24 protein-coding genes are annotated in these 23932 nt (G+C 72.3%); 15 read left to right on the top strand and 9 right to left on the bottom strand.

What is annotated here, in order from left to right:
* Positions 1-2 precede the first annotated feature (2 nt).
* The 3 genes from QSK21_RS32265 (at position 3) to QSK21_RS32255 (ending at position 2143) form a co-directional block, all read left to right on the top strand.
* Positions 3-647, top strand: coding sequence for a TetR/AcrR family transcriptional regulator (locus QSK21_RS32265; protein ID WP_285701344.1), 645 nt, complete (start codon positions 3-5; stop codon positions 645-647).
* A 100-nt stretch (positions 648-747) separates the two neighbouring features.
* Entirely contained in the window at positions 748-1119 is a 372-nt protein-coding gene (locus QSK21_RS32260) for an effector-associated constant component EACC1 (RefSeq protein WP_285701343.1), read from the top strand.
* 13 nt (positions 1120-1132) lie between these two features.
* Positions 1133-2143 carry a caspase family protein gene (locus QSK21_RS32255; protein ID WP_285701342.1) on the top strand — a complete coding sequence of 337 codons (1011 nt, stop codon included), beginning with the start codon at positions 1133-1135 and terminating at the stop codon, positions 2141-2143.
* A 38-nt stretch (positions 2144-2181) separates the two neighbouring features.
* Here the strand turns inward: QSK21_RS32255 and QSK21_RS32250 are convergent, their stop codons facing one another.
* Entirely contained in the window at positions 2182-3273 is a 1092-nt protein-coding gene (locus tag QSK21_RS32250) for an ATP-binding protein (RefSeq protein WP_285701341.1), read from the bottom strand.
* Positions 3273-7313 carry a hypothetical protein gene (locus QSK21_RS32245; protein WP_285701339.1) on the bottom strand — a complete coding sequence of 1347 codons (4041 nt, stop codon included), beginning with the start codon at positions 7311-7313 and terminating at the stop codon, positions 3273-3275. The genes QSK21_RS32250 and QSK21_RS32245 overlap by 1 nt, the downstream gene beginning before the upstream one ends.
* Positions 7314-7903: 590 nt before the next feature.
* Here QSK21_RS32245 and QSK21_RS32240 point away from each other — a divergent pair.
* Positions 7904-8293: a cupin domain-containing protein gene (locus QSK21_RS32240; protein ID WP_285701338.1), complete on the top strand. Its 390-nt coding sequence runs from the start codon at positions 7904-7906 to the stop codon at positions 8291-8293.
* Positions 8294-8300: 7 nt separating this feature from the next.
* Here the strand turns inward: QSK21_RS32240 and QSK21_RS32235 are convergent, their stop codons facing one another.
* The 5 genes from QSK21_RS32235 to QSK21_RS32215 form a co-directional block, all read right to left on the bottom strand.
* Positions 8301-9674 (bottom strand): bifunctional DedA family/phosphatase PAP2 family protein, encoded by a 1374-nt coding sequence (locus tag QSK21_RS32235; RefSeq protein WP_285701336.1) that lies wholly within the window; start codon positions 9672-9674, stop codon positions 8301-8303.
* Positions 9675-9750: 76 nt separating this feature from the next.
* On the bottom strand, positions 9751-10389 hold the full coding sequence (locus QSK21_RS32230; RefSeq protein ID WP_285701334.1) for a methyltransferase domain-containing protein: 639 nt from the start codon (positions 10387-10389) through the stop codon (positions 9751-9753).
* A 45-nt stretch (positions 10390-10434) separates the two neighbouring features.
* Entirely contained in the window at positions 10435-11073 is a 639-nt protein-coding gene (locus tag QSK21_RS32225; RefSeq protein ID WP_285701333.1) for a TetR/AcrR family transcriptional regulator, read from the bottom strand.
* A gap of 19 nt (positions 11074-11092) precedes the next feature.
* Complete coding sequence (locus QSK21_RS32220) at positions 11093-11332, bottom strand: hypothetical protein (protein ID WP_285701332.1); 240 nt, start codon at positions 11330-11332, stop codon at positions 11093-11095.
* Between the two features lie 2 nt (positions 11333-11334).
* Positions 11335-12171: an endonuclease/exonuclease/phosphatase family protein gene (locus QSK21_RS32215; protein ID WP_285701331.1), complete on the bottom strand. Its 837-nt coding sequence runs from the start codon at positions 12169-12171 to the stop codon at positions 11335-11337.
* 114 nt (positions 12172-12285) lie between these two features.
* On the opposite strand from QSK21_RS32215, the gene fdxA reads away from it, so the two are divergent.
* The 7 genes from fdxA (at position 12286) to QSK21_RS32180 (ending at position 18815) form a co-directional block, all read left to right on the top strand.
* A complete protein-coding gene (fdxA, locus tag QSK21_RS32210) occupies positions 12286-12630 on the top strand; it encodes a ferredoxin (RefSeq protein WP_285701330.1) in 345 nt (114 codons plus the stop codon).
* Positions 12627-13388 (top strand): helix-turn-helix transcriptional regulator, encoded by a 762-nt coding sequence (locus QSK21_RS32205; protein ID WP_285701328.1) that lies wholly within the window; start codon positions 12627-12629, stop codon positions 13386-13388. The genes fdxA and QSK21_RS32205 overlap by 4 nt, the downstream gene beginning before the upstream one ends.
* On the top strand, positions 13385-13804 hold the full coding sequence (locus QSK21_RS32200; RefSeq protein ID WP_285701327.1) for a hypothetical protein: 420 nt from the start codon (positions 13385-13387) through the stop codon (positions 13802-13804). Before QSK21_RS32205 ends, QSK21_RS32200 begins: the two co-directional genes overlap by 4 nt.
* A gap of 231 nt (positions 13805-14035) precedes the next feature.
* Positions 14036-15184 (top strand): glycosyltransferase family 4 protein, encoded by a 1149-nt coding sequence (locus tag QSK21_RS32195; RefSeq protein WP_285701326.1) that lies wholly within the window; start codon positions 14036-14038, stop codon positions 15182-15184.
* Entirely contained in the window at positions 15163-16455 is a 1293-nt protein-coding gene (locus QSK21_RS32190; protein ID WP_285701324.1) for an MFS transporter, read from the top strand. Before QSK21_RS32195 ends, QSK21_RS32190 begins: the two co-directional genes overlap by 22 nt.
* Positions 16456-16589: 134 nt before the next feature.
* Positions 16590-17159 carry a TerD family protein gene (locus QSK21_RS32185; protein WP_285701323.1) on the top strand — a complete coding sequence of 190 codons (570 nt, stop codon included), beginning with the start codon at positions 16590-16592 and terminating at the stop codon, positions 17157-17159.
* Positions 17160-17165: 6 nt separating this feature from the next.
* Complete coding sequence (locus tag QSK21_RS32180; protein WP_285701322.1) at positions 17166-18815, top strand: TerD family protein; 1650 nt, start codon at positions 17166-17168, stop codon at positions 18813-18815.
* On the opposite strand, the gene QSK21_RS32175 is transcribed toward QSK21_RS32180, so the two are convergent.
* Entirely contained in the window at positions 18812-19966 is a 1155-nt protein-coding gene (locus QSK21_RS32175) for a low temperature requirement protein A (protein ID WP_285701321.1), read from the bottom strand. The genes QSK21_RS32180 and QSK21_RS32175 overlap by 4 nt on opposite strands.
* A gap of 55 nt (positions 19967-20021) precedes the next feature.
* On the opposite strand from QSK21_RS32175, the gene QSK21_RS32170 reads away from it, so the two are divergent.
* Both QSK21_RS32170 and QSK21_RS32165 read left to right on the top strand, forming a co-directional pair.
* Positions 20022-20468, top strand: coding sequence for a hypothetical protein (locus QSK21_RS32170; RefSeq protein WP_285701319.1), 447 nt, complete (start codon positions 20022-20024; stop codon positions 20466-20468).
* 12 nt (positions 20469-20480) lie between these two features.
* Positions 20481-21044, top strand: a complete 564-nt coding sequence (locus tag QSK21_RS32165) for a DUF421 domain-containing protein (RefSeq protein ID WP_285701317.1) — start codon at positions 20481-20483, stop codon at positions 21042-21044.
* Between the two features lie 18 nt (positions 21045-21062).
* On the opposite strand, the gene QSK21_RS32160 is transcribed toward QSK21_RS32165, so the two are convergent.
* Positions 21063-21929 (bottom strand): fumarylacetoacetate hydrolase family protein, encoded by an 867-nt coding sequence (locus tag QSK21_RS32160; RefSeq protein WP_285701315.1) that lies wholly within the window; start codon positions 21927-21929, stop codon positions 21063-21065.
* A gap of 137 nt (positions 21930-22066) precedes the next feature.
* On the opposite strand from QSK21_RS32160, the gene QSK21_RS32155 reads away from it, so the two are divergent.
* Complete coding sequence (locus QSK21_RS32155; protein ID WP_285701314.1) at positions 22067-22909, top strand: alpha/beta fold hydrolase; 843 nt, start codon at positions 22067-22069, stop codon at positions 22907-22909.
* Positions 22909-23778, top strand: coding sequence for an RNA polymerase sigma factor SigJ (sigJ, locus tag QSK21_RS32150; protein ID WP_285701312.1), 870 nt, complete (start codon positions 22909-22911; stop codon positions 23776-23778). The genes QSK21_RS32155 and sigJ overlap by 1 nt, the downstream gene beginning before the upstream one ends.
* Positions 23779-23932 lie beyond the last annotated feature (154 nt).

Genomic DNA, 23932 nt, shown 5'->3' with positions numbered 1-23932 from the left:
CCATGGCCGACGCGGAGGCCGGCACCGTCGCGGGCGGACGTCCCGTCGCGGAGACGCCCGTGGCGGAGATGCCGGGCTGGCAGGCCGCGCGGCGCAACCGGATCGTCGAGGCGGCGCTCGAAGCCCTGGAGCGCCAGGAGTACGAGCGAATCCGCATCGGCGAGGTCGCGCGTGCGGCGGGCGTGGCGCTGGGGACGCTCTACCGCTACTTCTCGTCCAAGGAGCACCTGTACGCCGCGGTGCTCCAGGCATGGCTCGACTCCGGGCGGCGGCTGCGCGGGCGCACCGCCTCGCGTACCCCGGAAGAGCGGGTCAGGGCGCGGGTGCGCGCCGCCATCTCCGCCTTCGAGCGCCGTCCCCAGTTCTTCAAGGTGACCGTGCTGCTCCAGGGGAGCACCGACCCGAACGCCAGGCTGCTGCTCGCCGAGTTCGCGACGTCGGCGCGGGCGATGCTGGCGGAGGAGGTCGCGGTGCTGGGCCCGGACGCCGACGACGCCGCGACCATGCTGTGGTCGATCATCCACTCCAACCTCACGGCGGCGCTCTACCACGGCCACGACATGAGCGAGGTCTACCGGATCGCCGACCGCTTCATCGATCTCCTCGCCGACCGGCTCGCCGCGCCCGGACCCGGCCACGTTCCCTGAACCCGTGAGCCCACCGGAGGCCCCACCGGCGCCGCGCCCGGCGCTTAGGATGGGCGTGATCGGTGCGGGACCGACCATTTCCGGATGCGGGGAGCGGGCGATGGAACTGACCGTCCATACCGGCGGCGAGGACGTGGGCCGGGACCTGTACGACTGGCTGGTCAACGACGCCGAGGTCGTCCGCGACGTCCGCGTCACCGCGGCGGGCCACACGTCCGAGGGGACGATGGGGTCCGGGTTCGAGCTGCTGAACCTCATCATCCCCAACGTGATCGCGCTCAGCAGCCTGGGCGTGTCCATCGCCACCTACCTCCAGCAGCGGCGCGCCGGAGGCGGCCCGGAACCGAAGATCCAGGTGCGGGTCGACGGGGATCTCGTCCTTCTCGGCACCGACGCCGAAGAGGTGCTCCGGCGGCTGTTCCGGGACGAGCTGGAGCGTGCCCGCCAGGCCGAGACGGCCGACGATCGGTGATGGGCGATCGGTGATGCCCGCCCCGGCCCTCCCGGACCCACGCGCGTCCCGGGCGGTGCTCGTCGGGGTGTCGCACTATCCGAAGCTGGGGGACGAGCGGCAACTGCCGGCCGTCCAGAACAACCTGGAACGCCTGGCGGCCGTCCTGCGCGACGAACGGGTCTGGGGACTGCCGGACGGGAACTGCACGGTGCTGCACCAGCCCGACGACGAGGACGCCGTCATCACGGCGCTGCGCCGGGAGGCGGAGGCCGCCGAGGACACGTTGCTGTTCTATTACGCCGGGCACGGGTTCGTCGATCCCGCGGTGAGGAGCGATCTGTGCCTGGCGCTTCCCGGCGCGTACGAGCCCGGCGGCGCCCATGTCTCCATCTCCTACCGGCTCGTGCGTCACGAACTACGGCTGACCGCCGCCCGGGTCCCGCACAGGATCGTGATCCTGGACTGCTGCTGGAGCGGCCTGGCGCTGGACGGCGGGCTGGGCGAGACCGGCATGCCGGCGACCGCGATCGAGGGCAGCGCCGTGCTCACCGCCGCGGCCTCGACCAGGCAGGCGCTGTCGCCTCCCGGCATGACGTACACCGCGTTCACCGGCGCGCTGCTCGGCATCCTCGAAGGCGGCGTCCGGAACGGCGAGCCGCTGCTGGACGTCGGCACCGTCTTCACCGCGCTCAAGAGCGAACTGGAGGACCGCGCGAAGAAGGACAGGCGCATCCCGATGCCGCAGCTCGCGAGCACGGGCGACGGATCGCGGCTCATCCTGGCTCGCAACCCGGCCGCCGCACGTCCCCCGGAGACGCCTCCCTCAGAGCCGCCGCCTCCCGAGGCTCCGGCCCTCACCGGGCGGGCACTGGCCGACCGGGTCCTGGAGCTGCGGCGCAACGGCCGCTACGAGGAGGCGCACCGTCTCCAGCGGCAGGCCGCCCGTGCCGGCGACGCCCAGTCGGTACGGGGCGTCGCCGCCGAACTGCGGCGCAGCGGCCACTACTCCCAAGCGGCGGAACTCGAAAAAGGCGCGAACTGAGGTCGGCCCCCGCCCAGGGTTCGGCCGTCGCCCGAAGTTCAGCCTTCGCCCAGGGTCAGGACGTGCCGCCCGAACTCACGGGAGAAGAGGCTGAGCCCGCCCTCCGGTGTCCGGGAGACCACCCCCATCTGGATCAGCCGGGACAGGTCCGCCGACGGCTGGATCCCGGGGGCTCCCGCGGCGATCCGGCGCAGCAGCGCGGAACCGTTGCCGCCGGTGTCGGCGTCGATGTTGCCGATCAGCCGGTCGAACTGGGCGTGGAACTCGATGGCCTCGCTCTCGTAGCAGGCCGCCACGTCCACCTTGCCGGTCTCCGCGTACGCCTGCACGACGCGGTTGCACATCAGCTCCAGCAGGAACGGGTGCAGCCCGGTGCGGTCGACGATCTCGTCCCGTACCGAGGCCAGGCCGATCCCGGCGGACGCCGCCCGCGCCAGCATCAGGTCGGCCTCCTCGTCGGTGAACATCCCGACGTACAGCGGGTTGATCACCACGGCGCCGAGGATGGAGCCCGCCTGGGACGCCGCCTCGGCCGACTCGATCACCTCGATCGGCCGCCGGGAGATCGTGATCAGGCCGAGCGGGAACTCCGGCTCGCTGGCCAGGTCGCGCAGCAACTGGAAGTCGGGGGGCTTGGCGACGCCCGCCGCGCGGTCGAACTCGTCCAGCACCAGGAGCACGTGGCGGCCCGCCTTGCGTACCGCCTTGAAGAACGCGCGCACCCCTTCCTTGAGGTCGTACCAGCCGTCGGCCATCTGCACGCCCGACCCGATCGCGGCCAGGGCGCCGTCCACGCCCGGGGCGTCCTCAAGCTGCTCCATCACCGACCTGACCATCGAGCGGAACATGTCGTCGCCGCTCGCGCAGGTGCCCACGTTGATCACGACGGCGGTCAGGTCCGGGCGGTCGGCGGCCGTGCCGAGCGCGCGCCGGACCAGGCTGGTCTTGCCGACCCTGTGGTGGCCGAGCACCCGGAGGTTCGCGGGCCGGCCCGGCTCGGCCCAGGTCGCCCGCACCCGGCGCAGCAGATGGGCGCGCCCGATGAACCGGTCGCCCTCGGCGACCTGGCCGACCAGCCGGTACGGGTTGACGTGGACCGTGCCGCCGGAGGGCTCGCCGGACGGCGCCATCAGCCCCGTCCCCCGGACTTCTCACCGAAGTGCTGCAACAGCCAGTCCTGGTAGATGCGCACCACGATCCGGTACGAGCCCGCGTCCCTGCGGATGACGTCGCGCAGCACCAGGTCGGCGAGGATCTCGTCCAGCCGCGGCCCCTGGTACTCGGCCCTGATCGCCGCGATGGTCGCCGCCTGGTGCCGGGACGCCCGCGCGATCGCCAGCAGGACCTGCTGGTAGTCCTGCGGCGTGAACTCCGGATCGGTGTACCCGGGCGACTCCAGGTTGTCGAAGTCGTTGGCGCCCAGCCCGCTGATGAACTCGTCCCTGACCCGCTCGATGTCGGCCTCGGTGACCACCGGCGCGTGCTCGGCGTTCATGTAGTTGACGAGCTGGTAGCAGAAGCGCTGGATGTAGAAGGCGCTGCCGCCGGTCAGCTCCAGGATCCGGTCGACGGCACGCTCCTGGTAGCGGCTGATCTGCTTCTCGGCCCCGCCGATCCAGATCGGCTCGACGATGAGCCGCCTGGCGTCGGAGTCGGCCAGGTAGGTGACCCGCTCGATGGCGAACACCCCGAACACGTTCGGGTCGGCCTGGATCAGCCGGTCCAGCGCGTCCTGCCCGACGATCACCAGGTGGAACAGCCGGCGCTCGATCAGCGCCTTGAACGCCTGCATGAACGAGGGGGACAGCCGCCCCTCCCGGATCCACTGGTCGATGTACTGGAACTCGTCGATCAGCACGACCAGCGGAGGCTGGCGGCCCCCGGTCCGCTCCCGGTACCGCTCGATCAGCATCGCGCAGTCGTACACCGGTTCCGGGCTCTCCAGGAACCGGGCCCGGTCGAGGTCGGGCGGCAGCAGCGGCTCGACGCCGCCACCGGGGTCGAGCTTGCGCAGCGCCGTGTCCGCCTGCTCCAGGATCCGCCACATCAGCAGCGCCAGCAGCCGGCTGTTCATCGTCTGCCGGGTCTCGGCGGGCAGCTCCTCGATGTCGGTGATGTTGCCCACCGGCAGGTCGCCGATGTTGCCGACGTCCACGACCGGAAGCCCGTCGTCCTGTTCGAGCTGCCCCTTCAGGTGGTGCCTGATGGAGGTCTTGCCGGCCCGCTTCTGGCCGAACACCGCGATGCCGATCCCGGGCGAGTGCGCGTCCCGGAGCTTGGCGCGGATCCTGGAGATCAGCTCGTCCCGGCCGAAGAACATGTTCTCGTCGATCACCGGGCGGCCGCTCGCGCCGTCCTGGAACGGGTTGGGGATCGCCTGGAACTCCTCCTGCCGGGCCAGCCGCACCGGCAGCGTCGCCTCGAAGACGACCGTCGTGTCGCTGGACCGCGGCTGGTAGCGCAGCTCCACCGGCAGGGAGAACGCGCCCGCCTCCACGCCCTGCTCGGTCACCCGCAGCCGCACCTGCTCGATCCGGTGGTCGCCGCCGCGCACCGCCGCGGGAAGCTGGATCCTCGGCTGGTCCACCTTGAACAGCAGCGGATCGGAATTGATCGTCAGCTCCGGCGACTCCAGCGGCGCGTGGCCGAACGCGTTGGCCACCTTGATCTGGACGGTCACGATGCCCTTCTGCGGCCCGCTGCTCTGCTCCAGCGCCAGCGTCAGGCCGGGCAGCGGCGGCTGGCTCTCCACGAGCTGCTGCTGGGTGTCCTTCACCAGGTGCTCGACCCGCTCGGCGATCGGCTCGACCAGTTCCACGGTCAGGCTGGTCGGCCCGCGCTCGACCTCGGCGCGCAGCCCGCGCGCCGTCTGCCCGGCGCGGCGCAGGCAGTTCTCGCGTTCCTCGAACGACTGCTCGTTGCCGTACCGGCGCAGCTCCAGCAGCGCCTCGCGGATCTGGCTGAGCGCGACCCGCAGCGGCTCGGACGCGGGCTGCTCGTGGTCGCCGAGCCGGTTCAGCGCCGCTTCCAGGTCCACTTCCGAGATCGTCAGGTTCCGCAGCTCGGCCAGCCCGTGCACGATCCTGCGGCGGCTGCGGCTCCACTGCTCACCGGCCTGCTGCCAGCCCTGGCGCACCTGCTGGCCGACCGGCTCGACCTCGATGCCGTACTCGTCCCGCAGGAAGCCCACGCTGGCCTCCATCAGCTCGGGACGCGAGGTCACCGCCGTCAGCACCAGGTCCCTGGCCAGGCTGGTGTCGGCGATGAGCTGCGGCATCAGCAGGAACGAGTCCCGCCCGTGCCGCCGCTCGTCGGAGAGGATCTTGCCGACCGCCTCGGTCAGCGGCGCCGTGCTCTCCCGGTCCCGCCGCCGGTTCTGCTTGGTCGTCCGGCCGCGCAGCGAGCGCAGATAGCCGATCAGGGCCCACCGCACGTCCGGGACCCCGTCGCTGTCCTCGCGCTCGTCGGCCGCGGCGAGCGCCGCGCAGTACAGGTCGCGCGCCGACTCGTGCTCCTGCCGGTCCAGGACGATGTCGGCCAGGGTCGTCAGGCCCAGGTAGAGGAACTCCTGCGCCCTGCGGTCGCCGAGGTCCTTGGCGATGCTCGCGGCGGTGATGTAGAACCGGGCGCTGTTCTCCGGGTGGGTCAGCGCGAACTGGCGGGCCGACTCGGCGATGACGTTCAGGTCGCGCTGGCTGAACGGCTTGCCGCCCTTCCCGGTACGGGCCTCGTCGGAGAACTTCCCCATGACGTAGGCGACCAGCGGGGGAGTCGGGTCGCCGAGGCCGGGCATCTCCGACTGCAACAGGTGCTGGACCAGGCTGGTCGTTCCCGAGCCCGGGTCCTCGCCCTGGAGCAGCGCCTCGATCTGCATCCGGATGTTCGCGGCCCGGTCGTCGGTGAGCCCTTCGATCGCCTGCTCGGCCTCGACCAGGTCCGCCGGGTTGCCGCGCTGGATCAGGGCCAGCGCCAGGCCGCGCTGCGCCGCCGGGTTGTCCGGCGCCTGGTCGAGGAGCTGCCGCCACTCCGTCGAGGAGTCGACGCCGGCGGCCAGCTTGACGTAGGCGATCTGGTGGCGGAGGTGGTACCGCTTGCTGCTGGTCAGGTCGCTGCGGCGGAACTGGCGGTCGAGGACCTTCAGCGCCTCGGTGTACCGGCGCGCCCCGGTCAGGAAGTCGATGAGGATGTTGTCCAGGCTGTCGCCGGGACGGACCATCCCCTCGCACTCCTCCTCGATGATGCGCAGCGCCGCCTCCGCGCCCTCGGTGCGCTTGGTCAGCCAGGCCAGGTCCTTGACGGCGCTCTCCCGCTTGGGCCCTCCCTTGCGGATGGCCTCGCGGTACGCCTTCTTCGCGGCGTCCAGGTCCTTCACCTGGTGTTCGAGGAACTTGGCGCGCTGGTACGGGTCCTCTCTGCGGCGGGCGTGTTCGGAGAGGCGCCGCGTCCCCTGCCGTGAGTTCCCGGTGTGCGTGGCTTGGGCGGTGTCCCGTGCGGGAGGGGGCGGGGTCTTGAAGACGGCCGCCTTCGGTACGGCACCGGCCGGCTTCGGCATCGGCGTCGTGACGGGCTGTTTGCCGGACAGCGCCCGCCGGACGACTTCCTCGGCGGCCTCGTCATAGGCGGAGGAGCCGAGCAGTTCCCCGAGCTGGTCGCGGTTGCCCTGCGCGTCCAGAAGGTCCAGCAGCGCGTCCCAGGCGGGCACGTCATAGTCGGGAGCGACCGCGTGGAAGTACTGGAGCAGCGAGTACTTCGCGGTCTCCCCGTCGCCGAGGCGTGCCGCCGCGATGGCCAGCAGCCTGTGCGCCGGAACGTCCCCCGCGTCGGCGGCGAACGCCAGGCGGCGCTGCGCCGTTTCCTCGTCCCCTTTGAGCAGCGCCAGGGCACCGAGCAGGCGGGTCAGCTCCGCATTCGTCTGGTCCCCGTTCCAAAGGTGCAGAGCGCGCATGTAGAAATGACCGACCCGGTTGAACTTGGGGTCCAGCTCATTGATCCGTTCCGCGTATTCGTAGGAATTGCGGATCTGCTGGAGGGCGGGGCGCGCGTCCGGCCTCACATAAACGTCGAAGTCGACCGGGACGGTATCCAGGGCCGCCACTTCGGCGAGTGCGTCCCGCAGATCCGGGGTGTCGCGCGCGGGCTTTCCTTCGGGCGCGGGACGTGCGGGCGGCACCGGAGCCAGGGGCTCTTCGGCGGCTGGTGGCGGCGGAGAGGGCTCCTCGGCCGGGACGGCGGCGGGGGCGGGTTGCGGGGCCGGCGGCTCGGGCGCGGCGGAAGGCTCAGGAGCGGGCGGCTCAGGAGCGGGCGGCTCAGGAGCGGGCGGCGCGGGTGCTGGCCCTACGGGTGCCGGAGGTGCCACAGGCGCCGAGGCCGTTACGGGCGATGCCGCTGCCGGCTCGGCGGCGGGCGGGGTCTTCGGCGTCGCCATCACCACGGACGGGAGGGCGATGACCACCGGCTGCTGATCAGGTTGGCGGAGTTTCAACCGGACGAGAGTGAGCTCTTCCAGTACGCCCTCGAAAGTCGCCCCGTTCATGAGGGACAGTTCGACGTAGTCGCCGACCCGAGCCACCGACTGGATGAACTCAGCGTCCACCGCGCCCCCATTCGACAACCGCGCCGCGCGGCCCCGGACCGGCCTCCAGCGCATGGCACGCTAGCCGCGCATACACACCTTAGTACCGCATCACCCCTTATATGGGGAGTGGAGCGGGTGCCGGTCGGCCGCCCGCGCACCCCTTCGTCGCCCTATGCTGCGGCCCCATGACCGAACCCTTCGCGACGGCGCGAGTCGACCAGGCCCCCAAGGTCACCGCGCCCGACGGTTCCACCGTCCGGCCGCTGTGCGTGCTCCCGGGAGCGGCCAGCTTCGCCCGGTTCGAGCTTCGACCGGGGCAGACGGCGAAGGCGGTGTCGCATGCCACCGTCGAGGAGATCTGGTTCGTCACCGACGGCGCGGGCGAGATGTGGCGCAGCCAGGACGGCCGAGAGGAGATCACGACGCTGGAGCCGGGCGTGTGCCTGACCATCCCGCTGGGCACGACGTTCCAGTTCCGCGCGGGCGAGCAGGGCCTGGGTGTGGTGGCGGCGACCGTCCCGCCCTGGCCGGTGGACAGCCCCGACGAGGCCACCGTCCGGCCCGGCCGCTGGTGAGCGGCGCTCAGCGGCGGGCAGCCGGGGGCGCCTGAGGTCTGTCGCGGCCTCGTCGGCGATGGACGAGGTCGAAGGCGGAGGCAAGCGCGAGCCAGGTTCCGCCGAGGATGTAGCCGCCGAGCACGTCGGTGGGCCAATGCGCGCCGAGATAGACCTGTGAGATTCCCACCAGCAGGATCACGGCCGCGGCGCCACCGAGAAGAGCGGCGCGGACGCGGGGCGGGCGACCGCGCGCCAGCACCAGGGCCAGGACGCCCCAGGCGGCGATGCTCATGGCGGCGTGGCCGGAGGGGTAGGCGGGACGCTGCGCGAGCATGTCCGCCACCGGAGGCGGCGGCCTCCCGACAAGGACGCGGACACTCTCGTTGAGGAGCCCGGCGCCCGCGAACGCCACCCACAGCTCGGCCGTACCGAGCCGGTCACGGCGGCGAAGCAGCGCCACGGACGCCACGACCAGGACGAACGTGAGAACGCCCCAGGAGCCGAACCACTGGATGACGTCCATGGCCACGGTGACTCCGCCGACGCGATGGTCCTGGGCGAACTGCATGATCCGCGGGTCCGGCCGAGCGATCTCCTCGTCCTCCCGGACGTCCTGGGCCAGCGCGGCGAACGTCCAGGCGCCGAGCGCCGCGACCGCCACAGCGGTGGTGAGGGGAAGCCCGGTCGGCTCGGCCGGGTCGAGCCGCCGCTCGACCCAGGCCGCCTGACGGGGGAGGCGACGGCGCAGGCGGCTGTCGCGCCACCGGCCCGCGATCGCGAACGGCCGGCGGTCCGACCGCCGCAGCCGCCTGACCAGCGCGCCCGTGGCGACGAACACCAGCACCAGGCCGAGGACGGCCAGACCGGTACGAGTGGCCAGGTGCTCGGCACGCTCCAGGCTCGCCCCCGCGAGGTACCCGATCGATGTGGTCGTGACCGCCCAGGCGATCCCGCCGGTGAAGTTGTAGAGGGCGAACGTCCGGTACGGCATGCGGGCCGTCCCCGCCAGGCCGGGAACCAGCACCCGGAGCGCGGCCGTGAACCGCGCGGCGAAGACCGCCTTTCCGCCGCGCTCGGCGAGGTACCGTTCGCCGCGGTCCAGATGCCGCCGTCTGACGAGGCGTCCCGCCGTCATGTGGATCAGGCGCCGCCCCCACCGCCTCCCGACCTCGTACCCGATGGTGTCGCCGACGATGGCCCCGGCCGAGGCGGCGGCCATCGCGGCCGCGAGAGAGACCCGATGCTGGGACGCCAGCACACCGCCGAGCAGGACCGCGATCTCCCCCGGGAAGACGAACCCGGCGAACACCGCCGACTCCAGCAACGGGAAGGCGAAGATGACGGCGAGCGCCGCGACGCCGTGCAGCATGAGGATGTAGTGGACGACATCACCGATCACCGCGTCCCCCCGGACCACCGACGCGCCCGCTCAGTAACCGCAACCCTACTGGTAGTGATCCGCTCGGCCGGCTCGGCTACGGCGTTTCGGGGGCCGTGTAGATCCTGAGCATGCGGTTCGCGCCGCGTTGGAGCTCGTACGGTACGGTCGGGCACTCGCTGTGCGCGCCGGTCGCCGCTTCGATGTCGGCGCGGAGCGCGTCGAGGAACCCGACCGGTTCGCCATGGCCCATGTGGACGAGCGGGAAGATCCTCACCTCGCGCCGGCTGACCCGGCACATCTCCAGGATCGCCCTGCGGTGCCAGTCCCGATCGTGGTCGCGGGCCCAGGTGAACAACAGGTGCGAGCACAGGACGAGGTCGGCGCTCGCGTCCGCCAGCGGCAGGCGGGGGAGGCCGGCGGCGACGTAGCGGCCCGGGTGCCGCCGCAGGTCGGCGAGGAACTCGGAAGCGGCCGCCCGGCGCATCTCCTTGTGCCGGTCAGGCGAGCCGTACCAGTCCCATACGAAACGCCTCCTCTCGGCCCGGAACATCTCCTCGCACCGGGCCAGATCGGCGGGCAGCCGACCGGCCACCGCCCTGGCCCCCTGCGCGTAGAGCGGGTCCATGGCGATCGCGCGGGCGCCGTCGCCGGCGGACTTGGCGGCGAAGCTCGACCCACCGGCCGCGCAGTCGAGCGTGACACCCGTCAGATCCGCGTCGGTGAGATCGAACATCGCACGGTATTCGGCATAGGAGCGCGACGTGAGCAGCATGCGCGGCTAGAGCCCCGCCTTCGCGCCGTCCAGGCCGAGGACGCCCGCCACCGCGCGGGCGCTCAGTTCCTCGTCATGGGGCGCGTGCCCGGCGACCGCGATGGCGGTGCCCTCCAGCGCCCCCATGTACGCCAGCGCGACCGCCCGGGCGGGCGGGCCGGACGGGATCGTCCCGTCCTTGCGTCCCGCGTTCACCAGGCGGGTGATGCGCTTGACGGCCGTCTCGACGGCCCGTTCGATCTTCTGGCCGACCGGATGGTCCTGGCCGCTGAACTCGACCCTGAGCGCCATGATCACCCGGGCGATGTCCCGCCGGCAGAAGACGGCGTGCCCGCGCGCCATCGCGAGGAGCTCGGCGACCGGCGTGGGTTCCCGCCGGGCCGGTTCGCCGACCTCGCGCAGCCAGTTCTCGTGCACCCAGTCGATCACGGCGAGCGCCAGGTCCTGCTTGTCCTTGAACTGGTGGTACAGGGCGCCGCGCGTGTATCCGGCATCGCGGGCGACCTCTTCGAGCACGAGGTGGCCGTAGCCGTAGCGGGACAGCCCTCTGGCGGCGGACTCGAGCAGGGCGGATCGCGTACGGGCGCTGCGCTCCGCCTGTGTCGGCCGGCGGCCCGCCACCCGGGCCGACTCACCTACGTTCATGTACGTACGTTATCCCGCGTCAGATGATCAGCCCGGCCACGATGTACGGGAGGGCGCCGGCGGCGATGCCCCCGAACACCGCGGCGGGCAAGGTGATACCCCGCCCGGCGATCACTGCGGCACCGAACCCCAGGGCGCCGATCAGCGCGGCGAAGATCGCCGTGATGGGTGACAGGAGCAGGGACAGCACGGCGCTCAGGCCGAACGCGAGCCCGCGCTTCCGAAGGGAGCCCGCCTGCTGGGACGGTGAGGGCGGCATGGTCACGTTCCTCCGTCATCGGGTCGGGTGGCGAGTTCGGCGAGTACGGCGGCGTGGTCGGAGGGCCAGACGCCGTTGACCGGGCCGTCGCCCACCCGGCGTACGGACAGGACACGGCCAATTCCGCCAGGACCGGCGGCGCCGACGTGGATGTAGTCGATACGTCCCGACGGCTCGTGGACGCGGGCGGCGTAGGGATTGGCCCTGTCCCAAGTATCGCCCGGCGCGGAAGGATCGGCGTACTCCCAGGCGTCCATCAGGGCCTGGCCGGGCACGACGGGGGCGGTCTTGTAGCCGCCCAGCAACCGGATCTCGTCGGAATCGGGCAGGGCGTTGTAGTCACCGGTGAGGACGACGGGGAAAGGGGTGTGCTTCCCGTGCTCGGCGACGAACCGGGCCAGGGCGGTGACCTGGGCGCAGCGGACCGCCGATTCGTGGAGTGCGGAGTTGAGGTGGGTCGTGAAGAACGCGATGGGATGGCCGGGGGCGTCCACGCGGACGTGAAGCGCCTGGTGGCCGTCGTCCCGGCCGCCCGCGGTGGGAAGCCGCAAGGTGGCGCGGTCGCCGATCGGCCACCGGGTCAGGACGGCGTCGCCGACATCGATCCCGTCCTCGCCCAACCGCTTGTGCCAGCGTCCGGGACGATCGGAGGCCGCCCACGTCCAGTGCATCCCGAGCCGGTCGGCGAGCCATCCGGCCAGATTCTCCTGGCCGTCGTCCCAGACCTCCTGCAGACCGATGAGGTCGCAGTCGAGCCGTTCAAGGGTGTCGGCGATCGCCTGCCGGCGAGCCTGCCAGGGCCCGAAACGCCACCACACGTTCCAGGTGAGTACCCGCATCCCGCACTCCCTTCCCACATACATACACGAGTGTATGTTACCGCCCGGTCGGGGGGTGCGACCCGACCGGGGGTCGCGAATTTATACAACAGGAGCTTGTGTAAACTCGGCCTCGTGACGTACGTGATCGCCGAGCCGTGCGTGGACGTGATGGACCGGGCGTGCGTGGACGAGTGCCCGGTCGACTGCATCTACGAGGGGGCGCGCAGCCTGTACATCCATCCGGACGAGTGCGTCGACTGCGGCGCCTGCGAACCGGTGTGTCCCGTCGAGGCCATCTACTACGAGGACGACCTCCCCCAGAAGTGGAGGCCCTACCTGGAGGACAACGCCAGGTTCTTCACGCTGACGCTGCCCGGCCGGGACGCGCCGCTCGGCTCACCCGGCGGGGCGTCCCGGCTCGGCCCTGTCGGCGTGGACGCCCCTCTGGTGGCGGAGCAGCCGAGGCCAGCGTCATGAAGGCACGCGGCGCGGGAACGTCCGAGCGGCGACCGCACGGGCGGCGCCAGGAGGTCCTCGCGACCGTCCGCGCGTCGGCGTCCCCGCTCAGCATCCTCGACATCGCCGGGCGCCTCGGCGTCCATCCGAACACCGTCCGCTTCCACCTCAACGCCCTGCTGGAGAACGGCCAGGTGGAAGAGGCCCGGCCGGAATCGGCCGGGCCGGGGCGACCGCCGCTGATGGTCCGCGCCCCCGCCGGCATGGATCGGGCGGGGCCGCGCAATTACCGGCTGCTCGCCGGGATCCTGGCGGACGCCTTCGCCTCCGAGCCCGACCCGGTGGAGAAGGCCACCGAGGTCGGGCGCGCTTGGGCACGGCGCACGGCCGCGCCGTCCACGCTGTCCGCGCCGTCCGGCCCGGCGCGCACCGGGACGTGTACCGAAGACGGGTTTACCGACCAGGGCGAGGCGATCGGCCATCTCATGACGATGCTGGACGACCTGGGCTTCGCCCCCGAGCACGAGCCGGAGCGCCGTCCCGGCCAGATCGGCCTGCGCCACTGCCCGTTCCTCGAACTGGCCTCGGACAGGCCGCAGGTGATCTGTTCCCTCCACCTTGGCCTGATGCAGGGGACGATGGCCGCCCTGAACACACCGATCACCGTCGAACGGCTCACGCCGTACGCCGAGCCGGATCTGTGCCTGGTCCACCTCGGCACGGCCCCCGACACTCCAGGCAAGGCCGACGACCCAAGCAGTGAAGGAGGGCGCCGATGATCTCGCTGGCCGCCGCCGCGACGTTCACCTGGCTCGGGATGGTTGTGGCCATCTCCTTCATGGAGGCGCCGCTGAAGTTCCGCGCCCCCGGAGTGACGATCCCCCTGGGACTGGGCATCGGGCGGCTGGTGTTCCGGGCGCTCAACGCCGCCGAGACCGTGCTGGCGGTGGTGGTCGTGGCCGGGCTCCTGCTCGGCGACCCGTCCACGACCGGTGTGGCCGCCCTGGCCGTCGCCATCGTGACGCTGGTGGCGCAGTTCGCGCTGGTACGCCCGCGCCTGACCCGCCGGTCGGACCGGATCCTGGCCGGTGAGGAGGCGCCGCGCTCACACGCCCACCACGCCTACGTCGCGCTGGAGGTGGTCAAGGTCGTCGCCCTCGTCACCGGGGGCGCCGCGGTCCTGGCCGCCTCCTGACCTCAGAAGTACCGGCGGATCTGGTCGATGAGGCCCGGAGTGGACGAACACGGGTTGTAACGTCACATGTCCGCGTCGTGATGGCCAGACCCAATCTCGCGACGGTTCCTTACCGCCGGATGACCTCCCTTTGGGCTTCCGGGTCCGCCCGGCGCCGGGCCTCCGTGTGGGCGCGTACGTCGGATGCACGCGTCGGCGCATGGCGGGGCACTCGGGGGGAAGCCCGGTGCTATGGGGGATTACCGTGCGCTGGTGCTCACCGGCCACTTTCCACCCGAGGTGGGCGGTGTCCAGACGTTCACCTGGGAACTGGTGCGCCGGTTGCCCGCCGACCGGCTGCTGGTGGTGGCGCCCGCGTGGCCCGGGGCGGCGGAGTTCGACGCCGGGCTGGACTTCCCGGTGGTGAGGCGGCACGGTTACCTGCTGTTCAAGGGGCTGCGGCGGCTGATCGCGCGGCATCGCGCCAAGGTCGGCTGGATCACCGCCGCCGCGCCGTTCGGCCTGTACGCGCCGCTGATACGGGCGGCGGGCGTGGAGCGCCTGATCTGCTCGACCCACGGGCAGGAGCTGGGCTGGTGCCGGGTGGCGCCCACCCGGGCGGCGCTCGGCGTGGCCGCCCGCCAGTTCGACGTCCTCACCTATCTCAGCGCGTCCACGCGGCAGGTCCTCGAACGGGTGGTCGGCGATCGGACGCGTCTGGTGCAGCTCGCGGGCGGCGTGGACACCGACCGGTTCCGTCCCGGCCTGGACGGCGGCACGATCCGCGCACGGCATGGGCTGGGCGACGGCCCCGTGGTGCTCAGCATCGCGCGCCTCGTCCACAGGAAGGGGCACGACGTCCTGATACGGGCCTGGCCCGAGGTCGTCCGGCGCTTCCCCGACGCGCGGCTGGTCATCGTCGGCGACGGCCCCATGCGGCCCCGCCTCAACGCCCTGGCGGACGAGCTGTCCCCCGGCGAGGTCACCCTCACCGGGGAGGTGCCGTCCGAAGACCTGCCCGCCTACTACGCCGCCGCCGACGTCTTCGTCCTGCCGTGCCGGGACGACCGCCGCGGGCTCCAGACCGAGGGGCTCGGGCTGTCCACGCTGGAGGCGTCGGCGTGCGGGCTTCCGGTCGTGGTGGGACGTTCCGGGGGCAGCCCTGAGTCGGTCGTGCCGGGGGAGACCGGCGTCCTGCTGGACGTGGAGCGCCCCGGCGCCCTGGTGGACGCGCTGAACGACCTGCTGTCCCATCCGGACCGGGCGCGGGCGATGGGCAGGTCCGGCAGCGCGTGGGTTCGCGAGCACTGGAGCTGGCGGCGGGCGGCCGATCGGCTGGACGCCCTCCTGAGCGGCGACCCGGTGGGGAAGACGTCCGGATGGGCCTCAAGGAGCAGCTGAACCGCCGGGACTTCCGCCGGCTCATGATCGGCCAGACGATCTCCGTGCTGGGCGACTGGATGGGCACCCTCGCCCTGATGTACCTCGTGCTGGAGCTGAGCGGCTCCACGACCGCGGTGGGCGGGGTGCTGGTGCTGCGGCTGCTGCCCTCGGCGCTGGGCGCGCCGCTCGCCGCGCGGGTGGTGACGCGGTGGCGGCGCCGGGACGTGATGCTGACCTCCGACCTGATCCGCGTCGGGATGGCGGTGCTGCTGCCCCTCCTGCCATGGCTGGGCTGGGTGTACTTCTGGGCGTTCGCCATCGAGGTGGTGAGCCTGTGCTTCCTGCCCGCCCGGGACGCCGCCATCCCGTTCCTCATCGAGGACGGCGAGAAGGAGCACGAGACCGGCACGCTGGAGGTCGCCAACGGGATCACCATGGCGACGTCCTACGGCATGATCCCCGTGGCGGCGGGGGCGCTGGGGCTCGTCCTGTGGTTCTCCGACAGCGTGGGCTGGGGCGGCCACTGGCGCTACGTGATCGTGTTCTGGATCAACGCCCTCACGTATCTGGTCTCCTACTTCGTGGTGAGGTCGATCCCGGACCTCGGCCCGGGTCCCGGAGAGCGGAGGGGGCCCGGAGAGCGACGGCCGGCCGCGGAGAAGGAGCCGTCCGGCGGCTTCGCCGCGGCGCTCCGGCTGCCCGTGGTCCGCGCCGTCCTCCCGGGGATGGCCCTTGTCGCGCTCGGACTGGGCGCGCTGTTCTCGATCGGCGTGGAGTTCGTCCGCAACGTCCTGGACGCGGGACCGATCGGGTTCGGTCTGCTGGTGATGCTGTTCGGCATCGGCGCGCTGGTCGGCCTGATCGCGCTGCGCAGGCGCAAGGGGCGGAACCTCCTCGCCCAGGTCCGGTTGGGGACGGCCACCCAGGGCGTGGTGATCGCCGCGATGGGCGGGCTCGGCTCGGCGGCCTGGGCCTACCCGGGAGCGGTGCTGTTCGGCGCGTCGGCCGCCGCGGCGCTGATCGGCGGGATCACCTACCTCCAGGAAAGCCTGGAGGGCGCCCGGCGCAACCTGGCGCTGACCGCCTTCCACGCCGTCCTGCGGTTCGGCCTGGCCCTCGCCGCGCTGGTCTCCGGGCTCGTGGCCGACCTGCTGAACCGTTCACACGTCGTCCTGTTCGGCCTGGAACCGTCGCAGGTCGTCCTGGTGGGGTCCGGCGCCGTCGTCCTCGCGGGCACCCTGCTGATCCGGCGCCCTCCCGCCGGTGCCATCGCTGGTCATCCGCAGTGAACGGGATGACAACCGGGTGGCCGGGCTGCAAGGCTTTCGTCGCACCCTGTTCGCCTTTGTGGTGATCGGGATGACGCGGCCGGCGCGCTCTCGGGGAGCGGCGCGGCACCTGGGACACGAGGAGGCGACGGGTTGTGACGGTCTCGATGGTGAAGGGCCAGCGGATCTCGCTGGACAAGGCGGGCGGGGCGTTGCGCATGGTCCGGATGGGCCTGGGCTGGGACGCGGTGCGCAAGAAGGGCTTCTTCGGCTCCCGGCAGCGGGAGATCGACCTGGACGCCTCCTGCGTGCTCTTCGCCGACGGCCGCATCGCCGACGTGGTCTTCTTCGGCAAGCTGGTCAGCGACGACGGCTCGGTCCGGCACACCGGGGACAACCTGACCGGTGCGGGGGACGGCGACGACGAGTCGGTGATCGTGGACCTGGCGCGGCTGCCGGTGCACGTCAGCTCGCTGGTGTTCACCGTCAGCTCGTTCAACGGGCAGACCTTCGACGAGGTGGAGAACGCGTTCTGCCGGCTGGTCAACGAGGTGGACGGCGGTGAGCTGGCCCGGTACACGCTGACCGGCGGCGGCGCGCACACCGCGATGGTGATGGCCCGGCTGTACCGGCACGGCCAGGAATGGAAGATGAACGCGATCGGCGAGCCGTGCCACGGCCGCACCTTCGAGGACATGCTGCCGACCATCGCCGGCCTGGCCTGAACGGCGATGCTCGAACTCGCGCGGGGCGCCAACACCCCGCTGCCCGCACGGCGGGTGACCGCCACCGTGTCCTGTGCCGTTCCCGTGGACGTCAGCGCCCTGCTGGTGGGCGGTGACCTGCGGGTGCGTTCCGACGCCGACCTGGTGTTCTACAACGCCCCCGAGGCGCCGGGCGTGCGCTGGAGCGACGGCGGTGCCCGCCAGCGCGTCGACCTCGACCTGGACGCCGTCCCGGCGGACGTGCAGGCGGTGCTGATCGCGGTCAGCCTGGCCGGGGGCGGCGTCTCGTTCGGGGCGGTGCCGCCGCCGCAGGTGCAGCTCACCACCGCGAACGGCGACCCGATGGCGCTGTTCACCGTCGCGGGCCTGGGCCCGGAGAAGGCGATCATCGGGCTGGAGGTCTACCGCAGGGCCGACCGGTGGAAGGTGCGCGCGGTCGGGCAGGGTTACGCGGGCGGGCTGGCCGAGCTGGTCGAGACGCACGGCGTCGAGGTGGACGACCCGGGCGACGCCGAGGCCGGCATGGGCGCGCCGCCGCCCGGCCCCGCCGTCGGGGCGCCGCCGGGCCCGCGGGTCCCGCCGCAGCCGGGACCACCGCACGCGACTCCCCCGCCCCAGCAGGCGCCGTCCTCCTCGGAGGTCGGGTACCTCGAACGGTGCTGGCTGGTCTGGGAGGACGCGAGCCGGTCGATGGCCGCGTTCCGCTCGTCCACCGAGCACGCGCTCAACATCCGCAACGAGGAGGTCGCGGGGCGGGCGCCGCGCGGGCGCTTCGACGAGCTGATGGCGGCGGCGAACCAGCGGCTCCGGGCCGACGCCGCGCAGCTCCGCGACGAGCTGGCCCGGGTGGAGCCGCACGTCGGCGCCGAGGCGGCGCCGTTCGACGCGCCGTCCTGGCTGACCTGGCGGCCCCGCGCCGACCTGGCCGAGGGCATCCTGCTGGGACGGCTGTCCACCGCGGAGCTGCCCGATCTGCGGGTGCCGCTCGTCCTGCCGGTGCCGTGGCGGCGCGGCGTGTGGATCTCGCGCGGCACGGTGCCGGGGGACGCCGCCGCCTACGCGTGGTCGCTGGTGACTCGGTTCCTGGCCGCCGTACCGCCGGGACTGGCCGGGCTCGAGGTGATCGACGCGGCCCGGCTGTCGGGCGCGGGCTGGCTGAACACCCTGGACCCGGTCATCGGCGGCATGCTGCTGGGCGGCGGGGTGGCGACCGGGCCGGCGGCGGCCGAGCGGCTCCGGCGGCTGCTCGACCTGGTGGACCTGCGCCGCATCGGCGGCCCCGAGGGCGACGCGCCGTCCGGTCCGGGCGGCGGCCCACCGGTGCGGCTTGTGGTGATCATGGACGCGGGGGCCGCCCTGGACGGCGACGACGCGCACCACCTGCTGCGCCTGGTGGAGGACGGACCGCTGGTCGGCGTCCCGGTGATGCTGGTGGAGACCGACACACCGGCCGCCGAGTCCGTGCGCGCCCTCCGAATCCGGCAGTCGTGCAACAACCTGCCGTCCAGCGAGGGCACCGTCGGCGACTCGTGGGTGGGCATCGACTGGACGCTCACCCCCGAGGTGCTGCCGGACGGCGGCGACGGCACACGTCCGCCGGCGCTGCTCACGCACGTCCTCGACGCCCACGCCCGCACCATCGCCTCCTACGACTAGGCCACGGCCCCGGCGTCCGCGGGCGCTCGCGCGAGTTGGCGGTGGTCGATGACGGCGATCACGACGAGGACGGCGGCGACGGCGCACAGGGCGGCCCAGCCGGTCCAGGACGCCACCGCGCCCAGGAGCACCGCGGCCGCCGCTCCGACGAGGCGGTCGATGGTGCGTCCGCTTTTGAGCAGGGCGCGGTAGCCGGCGTGCCCGAGCAGGTAGACGGCGGTGCCGCAGCCCAGCCACCACCGGTTCACGTGCTCGTGGAAGTGGTGGACGGCGTCGGTGATACCGGCCGCGACGAGGATGACGCCGATGGTCATCACCAGGTGGGCGCCGGTGAAGGCGTAGTAGGCCAGCATCTGGCGCCGGTGCTCGGAGGTCTTCTCGAACTGCGACTCGGCCCTGACCTCGTCCCCGTCGAAGTACGCCCACCACAGTCCGGCCGCCACCGCGATGCCGAGCGCGACCCCGACCGCGAGGGTCGCGTCGACCGCGTGGCTCTCCGGGCTCCCGGCACCGATCCCGATGGCCACCACCGACTCGCCCAGCACCACGATGAGGATCAGCGCGTGCCGCTCCACGAAATGGTGCGGCTCGATGACGAACCCCCGGATGCGTCCCAGGAGCGGGGAGAGGTAGAGCACCGGCACTGCCGCCACCCAGCAGACCCAGCCCCACTCCTCGGGCAGGTGCGGCGCGATGAGCACGAGCACGCCGGCCATGGCGTTGAACGGCAGGTTGCGCAGGATCGCCCGCCGTGCGGACGGGACGCTGGTCGTCAGGTACAGCACGCCGTGGATCGCGACCGCGGCCAGGTAGGCCACGGGGAACGCCCAGCCCTCGGGCTCGAACGCGTGCGGGACGTCCAGGCCCATGATGAAGAACGCCGTCATCGCGAGCAGCAGGAGCAGCCGTACGGGCACGGCGTCGGGCCGTACCGCGTTGGTGAGCCACCCGAACGCGCTGAACATCCACCACATGACGACCATGGGGAGCAGGCCCTTGAACAACCCCTCCCAACCGGGATGCGACTCCACGGCGTGGGTCACCTGGGTCACCACGAAGACGAACACCAGGTCGAAGAACAGTTCGGTCGGCGTCACACGGCCGCTGGTGCCCTCGGAGACCCACCGGCGTCGACGTGGTGCTGAGGTCATCCGCTCATGCTTCCAGAGCAGGTGACGCCGTCGGGACGGTGGGTAGGGCGCCCCCATGAAGAACTTGGTGGACGGAATCATCGCCGGGGCCGTCGGGACGACCGCGCTCAACGTCGCGTCGTACCTGGACATGGCCGTGCGGGGCCGGCCGGCGAGCAGCACGCCGGAGCAGAGCGTGGAGCGGCTGGCCGGCGCGGGCGGTATCGGCCTCGGGACGGGCGAGCAGGCCGAGAACCGCAAGTCGGGGCTGGGCGCGCTGCTCGGCTACGGCACCGGCGTGGGCGCGGGCGCGGTGTACGGGCTGCTGGCCCGCGGCAGGCACGTCCCCTGGCCGGCCTGCGCGCTCGCCCTCACCGCCCTGGCGATGGTCGGGTCCAACGCGCCGCTGACCCTGCTCGGCCTGACGGACCCCCGCCGGTGGACCGCCACGGAGTGGATCAGTGACGTGCTTCCCCATCTCGCCTATGGCATGGCCGCCGCCGGCGTGTACGAGCGCACCTGACGGGGCCGGGCCATGTGGCGCGACGTGTACCTCCTCCAAATTCCCGTGCTCGACAAGATCCTCCGCACGATCGTGGTGTACGCGCTGATCGTGCTGCTGTTCCGGCTCACCGGCAAGCGGGGGCTCTCACAGCTCAACACCTTCGACTTCGTCGTCATCTTCCTGCTGTCGAACGTCGTCCAGAACGCGGTCATCGGCCCTGACGACAGCCTCACCGGCGGGCTGATCGGCGCGGTGACCCTGGTGGCGGTCAGCAGCCTGCTGGACGCCGTGATCGCGCGCAGCCCCACCGCGGCACGGGTGCTGGAGGGCGCGCCGACCACGGTGATCGCGGACGGCAGGCCGCTCCGGCAACAGATCCGCCGGCTCTCCCTGCGGCGGCAGGATCTCGACCAGGCGGTGCGGGTGCAGAACGGCGAGTCGGTCGACCAGGTGGCCATCGGGGTCCTGGAGCCGAGCGGCCATCTGTCCGTGCGGCTCAAGCCCGAGTACCAGAACGCGACCAAGCATGACATCCAGGTGGTGCTGGCCCGACTCACCAGCATCGAGGAGCGGCTGGCACGCGACGGCCGCTAGCGCGGCGCCCGAGGGTGGTCAGCCGTTCTCGTCCACGAGCGTGGTCTCCAGCCGGCCGAGGCCGCCGACCTCGCAGACGACCTGGTCGCCCGCCTTCAGCCACACCTTCTCCTCCATGCCGAGGACGACGCCTTCCGGTGTGCCGGTGTAGATGAGGTCGCCCGGCTCCAGCGTCATGACGCGGGAGAGGTCGGCGACGAGCTCGGCGACCGAGAACACCATGTCGCGGGTGCTGGACTTCTGCCGCAGCTCCCCGTTGACCCAGGTCCGCAGGTCCAGGTCCTGCGGGTCGGGCACCTCGTCCGCGGTCACCAGGTAGGGGCCGAGCGGGGCGAAGCCGTCCAGGGCCTTCCCGTACGTCCACTGGCTCGACCGCATCTGGAGCTCGCGCGCCGACAGGTCGTTGCCCGTCGCGTACCCGAAGACGTGGTCGAGTGCCCGCGCCGCGGTGACATTGCGGACGGGGCCGCCCATCACGGCCACCAGCTCGACCTCGTAGTCGACCTGCGAGGTCGCCGCGGGGATGGCGACCTTGCCGCCGTGGCCCGCCAGGCCGTTGCGGTACTTGGGGAAGTAGACGGGGTGCTCGGGCACGGGGATGCCGGACTCCTCGGCGTGCCGCCGGTAGTTGAGGCCCACGCAGATGATCTTTGGTGGCTCGGGGACGCACGGCGCCAGCTCCAGCCCGTCCAGAGGCAGCGTCGGCGCCCCGGCCGCGAGCCTCGCGCGCACCCGTGCGAGGGCGTCCCCGCCACCGGAGACCAGCTCGCGAGCCGACCGGGGGACGCCGTCCCCGCCCGCGGCGGTCAGGTCGGCCACCACCCCGCTCTCCGTCTCGACCCCGAGGTGGACGCCGTCCCCGGCGAAGAAGGACACGAAACGCATAGGTCACCCGCCTGCCGTGTGTGATCGAACCGGACCTTCCCCAGTAATGCACAACGCCTTTGATAAAGGAACGCAAACGCCACGCCGCCCACAGCGCGCCGTGTCACAGTCGGAAGCGTCCATCTCGTCCATACGGCATGAGTCGAAGCAGCCGGAACTGGAAGACGATCCCGCCCGAGCGGACCCGTCACGGGCTCGCGTACGTCAAGGTCGGCGACGGCCCCCCGCTCGTGCTCGTACACGGCATCGGGGGCTCGCACCACGCGTGGGGGCCGGTGATCGACCGGCTCGCCGACTCGCACACCGTGTACGCGGTGGACCTGCCGGGCCACGGCGACTCCCGAGGGCTGGACGGCGACCGGCCGTGGACGCCGCGCCGTCATGCCGAGGCCCTGGCGACCGCCCTGGACGACTTGGACATCGACAACCCGCACGTGGCCGGGAACTCCCTCGGCGGCTGGGTGGGGCTGGAACTGGCCAACCTGAGACCGGTCGCCTCGCTCACCCTGCTCTCCCCCGCCGGTCTGTGGAAGCGGCGCCAGCCCGTGTACTGCGCCGTGAGCCTGTTCGCGACCTGGTTCGGGTGCCGGTACAACAGGCGGCCGCTCGCCGCGCTGTCCCGCCGGGCCTGGGGACGCAGGCTGGTGTTCTGGCAGGTCTACACCCATCCCGAGAACCTCACCCCCGAGCACGCGATCCGCGACCTCACCGTCATGGCGGGCAGCTCGGGCTTCCGGCCGACGATGCGGGCCTGCAAGCCCATCCGCTACCAGGCGGGGCGGGAGCTGATCGAGCCGGTGACGCTCGCCTTCGGGGAGTCGGACCGCATCCTGCTGCCCCGGCAGTCCCGCCACACCGACCAGCTTCCACCGCACACCCGGCGTCTCGACCTGCCCGATGCCGGTCACGTCCCGATGAGCGACAATCCCGAGCAGGTCTGTCGCGTCATCCTCGCGACCACGGGGAAGGCGGTGTCCTGATGAACGGCGACCGGGCGGGCGCGCTGTCGGCGGACTACGCTGCGGCGCGCCCCCGCCTGGTCCGGGTGGCGTACGCGATCCTCGGCTCGCTGTCCGAGGCCGAGGACGTGGTCTCGGACTGCTGGTTCAAGCTCGTCCGGGCCGACCGGCAGAGCCGCGTCCAGGACGTCGAGGGCTGGTCGCTCGTGGTCGTCGCGCGGGAGGCCATGGACGTGCTGAGGTCGGCGCGGGTGCGCCGCGAGACCTACCCGGGCCCGTGGCTGCCCGAGCCCGTCCTGAGTCCCGTGGAGGACCCGGCCGACCGGGTGACGCTGGACGAGTCCGTCAGCTTCGCGCTGCTGGTCGTGCTGGAGTCGCTCACCCCGGCCGAACGCACCGCCTGGGTGCTGCACGACCTGTTCGGCATGACCTTCGAGGACGTCGCCGCGACCGTCGGCCGCTCCCCGGCGGCGGTACGCCAGCTCGCCGCCCGCGCCCGCAGGCACGTCGGCCAGGGCGCGCCGCGCATCGACGTCGACCGCGACCAGCACCGCCAGGTCGTGGAACGGTTCCTGGCCGCGGCGGCGGGCGGCGACCTGCGGGCGCTCGTCGCGATGCTCGACCCCGCCGCCGTCCTCACCAGCGACGGAGGCGGGAAGGCCAACGCCGCCCGCCGCCCGGTGCGCGGAGCCGAGCAGGTCGCCCGGTTCATGCTCGGCGTCATGAACCGGATGGAGCCCGGCCACGTCCTGACCCCGATGGCCGTCAACGGGGTGCTCGGCGTGGCCGTCTACCACCACGGCAGGATCGACACCGTGGTGTCCTTCACCGTGTCGGGCGGCCTCCTGCATCGGATCGACTTCGTCCGCACCCCCGACAAACTGCGCTGACGTGGGCCAACGTGCCGCGTTTCCGCCCTCCGTCAGGGGAGTTGTTGGTTGATGTGGTCGGCTGTGGTGCGGAGGTGTTTGAGGATGGTGGTGCGGGTGGTGGGGGTCATGCGGGACAGGGGTGCTGAGGCGGTGATGGCGTGGGGTCCTGCGG

Source organism: Actinomadura sp. NBRC 104412 (assembly GCF_030269515.1).
GTDB lineage: Bacteria > Actinomycetota > Actinomycetes > Streptosporangiales > Streptosporangiaceae > Spirillospora.
The sequence above is the reverse complement of the archived record's forward strand: the minus strand, read 5'-3'. Positions and strand labels throughout refer to the sequence as shown.

Coding starts and splice junctions, on each gene's coding strand:
- QSK21_RS32265 (WP_285701344.1), top strand. CDS start 3: ATGGCCGACGCGGAGGCCGGCACCGTCGCGGGCGGACGTCCCGTCGCG.
- QSK21_RS32260 (WP_285701343.1), top strand. CDS start 748: ATGGAACTGACCGTCCATACCGGCGGCGAGGACGTGGGCCGGGACCTG.
- QSK21_RS32255 (WP_285701342.1), top strand. CDS start 1,133: ATGCCCGCCCCGGCCCTCCCGGACCCACGCGCGTCCCGGGCGGTGCTC.
- QSK21_RS32250 (WP_285701341.1), bottom strand. CDS start 3,273: ATGGCGCCGTCCGGCGAGCCCTCCGGCGGCACGGTCCACGTCAACCCG.
- QSK21_RS32240 (WP_285701338.1), top strand. CDS start 7,904: ATGACCGAACCCTTCGCGACGGCGCGAGTCGACCAGGCCCCCAAGGTC.
- QSK21_RS32230 (WP_285701334.1), bottom strand. CDS start 10,389: ATGTTCGATCTCACCGACGCGGATCTGACGGGTGTCACGCTCGACTGC.
- QSK21_RS32225 (WP_285701333.1), bottom strand. CDS start 11,073: ATGAACGTAGGTGAGTCGGCCCGGGTGGCGGGCCGCCGGCCGACACAG.
- QSK21_RS32220 (WP_285701332.1), bottom strand. CDS start 11,332: ATGCCGCCCTCACCGTCCCAGCAGGCGGGCTCCCTTCGGAAGCGCGGG.
- QSK21_RS32215 (WP_285701331.1), bottom strand. CDS start 12,171: ATGCGGGTACTCACCTGGAACGTGTGGTGGCGTTTCGGGCCCTGGCAG.
- QSK21_RS32205 (WP_285701328.1), top strand. CDS start 12,627: ATGAAGGCACGCGGCGCGGGAACGTCCGAGCGGCGACCGCACGGGCGG.
- QSK21_RS32200 (WP_285701327.1), top strand. CDS start 13,385: ATGATCTCGCTGGCCGCCGCCGCGACGTTCACCTGGCTCGGGATGGTT.
- QSK21_RS32195 (WP_285701326.1), top strand. CDS start 14,036: ATGGGGGATTACCGTGCGCTGGTGCTCACCGGCCACTTTCCACCCGAG.
- QSK21_RS32190 (WP_285701324.1), top strand. CDS start 15,163: ATGGGCCTCAAGGAGCAGCTGAACCGCCGGGACTTCCGCCGGCTCATG.
- QSK21_RS32180 (WP_285701322.1), top strand. CDS start 17,166: ATGCTCGAACTCGCGCGGGGCGCCAACACCCCGCTGCCCGCACGGCGG.
- QSK21_RS32175 (WP_285701321.1), bottom strand. CDS start 19,966: ATGACCTCAGCACCACGTCGACGCCGGTGGGTCTCCGAGGGCACCAGC.
- QSK21_RS32170 (WP_285701319.1), top strand. CDS start 20,022: ATGAAGAACTTGGTGGACGGAATCATCGCCGGGGCCGTCGGGACGACC.
- QSK21_RS32165 (WP_285701317.1), top strand. CDS start 20,481: ATGTGGCGCGACGTGTACCTCCTCCAAATTCCCGTGCTCGACAAGATC.
- QSK21_RS32160 (WP_285701315.1), bottom strand. CDS start 21,929: ATGCGTTTCGTGTCCTTCTTCGCCGGGGACGGCGTCCACCTCGGGGTC.
- QSK21_RS32155 (WP_285701314.1), top strand. CDS start 22,067: ATGAGTCGAAGCAGCCGGAACTGGAAGACGATCCCGCCCGAGCGGACC.
- sigJ (WP_285701312.1), top strand. CDS start 22,909: ATGAACGGCGACCGGGCGGGCGCGCTGTCGGCGGACTACGCTGCGGCG.